Below are 1,264 nucleotides of genomic sequence, written 5' to 3'. Positions count from 1 at the left end.
TTCATGGGTGAAAAAGTTACCTGACTGGCAGGATCAAGCAACAGGGAAATGCGGATCAAGCGATAAACATCACATTTTTGTGTCAATGGGGGACTGGTGAAGGGTTACGTGTGTCAGCCATAGCGTAAGTCTCCTTTACGTTGTGGTTAGACGCCTCGATAGTGGTTCCAAGCACTTCGGGGCGTTGTCTTTTCTGCCTTGAATCACTCAAGGTGCGATTCACTTTACTTGCAATTGAATCGCACTTCAATTCTTTTTTTATAATTCCTTTTGTGTATACTGAATCGCACCTATATATAAGGAGTTCAGCAATGGCAACAGGTTCTAAGAATGCTAAGTCACAACAATTAAACGCAAGATTTCCACATGAAGTTGTAGAAGAAATGGAAAAATACATTGCAGAAGGCGAAAACAAAGCACAGTTTATCGTTACCTCTGTCAAAGCTGAGATCAAACGCCGCCAGCGCAAAGCTAAAATATCATCTGAGCAATAACTAATTAATCGATAATAAATCCAGTAGTTAGCTATTTCTTTGAAAGAGAATAAATTAAGGATAGCATTCGCAGTGTTATCCTTTTCTTTTTCAGTCCAATCAACCGCAATATAATTAATGAAAATATCGCATACCTGATTTTTGATGTATAAAATACCATCACGGTTATTAGCCATGTTTTTATTTATCATTTTTTATTTGCTGTTTTTTTATTCATGGTGAGAGAATGTATTTTCTCTGCTTATCAGTTAGTATATTTTTTTCTTTATGAAATTTCACCACGAGATTCAGCAATACGCTTAGCTATCCAGCTATCAACTTCTGACTCAATAAAAGCAATTGAACGAGAGCCAATTTTAATTTGTTTGGGAAATTTATTTTCCCCAATAAGTTTATAAAGCCACGCTTTGCTGTAACCAGTTCTGCGTTGAACTTCTGGCAAGCGAATAAAATTTTCTTTAGGTATAGTAATTGTTGACATCTTTTCCCCGTTAGTTTGTCTATATTTGATGTTTCTGGACGTTGTTAGAACAGGGATAATTAAACAGAATTTATAATGTGAGATCATCACACTGAAATAGTGCTTTGTTTCATACAAAGAACCAAATATTTTTTGTAGACCACAAAATAACTATTTATGATTAAAAAAATCATAAATAGTTATATATAACTTTTCAAAATGGTAGGAGTGTCAAAGAAACTCAGTCCAAATTTTGCGAGTTTTGATTTTCCAGAAACAAAAAGGCAAAAAAGAGGACTGAGTTATGCTT

Annotated in this window: 2 protein-coding genes; one reads left to right on the top strand and one right to left on the bottom strand. The window is 34.6% G+C overall.

The genetic code is table 11. The features are described from left to right. The first annotated feature begins 311 nt into the window (after positions 1–311). Positions 312–494, top strand: coding sequence for a YlcI/YnfO family protein (locus tag AAC854_RS22530; protein WP_340619043.1), 183 nt, complete (start codon positions 312–314; stop codon positions 492–494). Between the two features lie 265 nt (positions 495–759). Here the strand turns inward: AAC854_RS22530 and AAC854_RS22525 are convergent, their stop codons facing one another. Then, complete coding sequence (locus AAC854_RS22525; protein WP_340619042.1) at positions 760–975, bottom strand: helix-turn-helix transcriptional regulator; 216 nt, start codon at positions 973–975, stop codon at positions 760–762. Positions 976–1,264 lie beyond the last annotated feature (289 nt).

The sequence above is a fragment of the Xenorhabdus entomophaga genome, from assembly GCF_037996725.1.
Lineage (GTDB): Bacteria > Pseudomonadota > Gammaproteobacteria > Enterobacterales > Enterobacteriaceae > Xenorhabdus > Xenorhabdus khoisanae.
The sequence above is the reverse complement of the archived record's forward strand: the minus strand, read 5'-3'. Positions and strand labels throughout refer to the sequence as shown.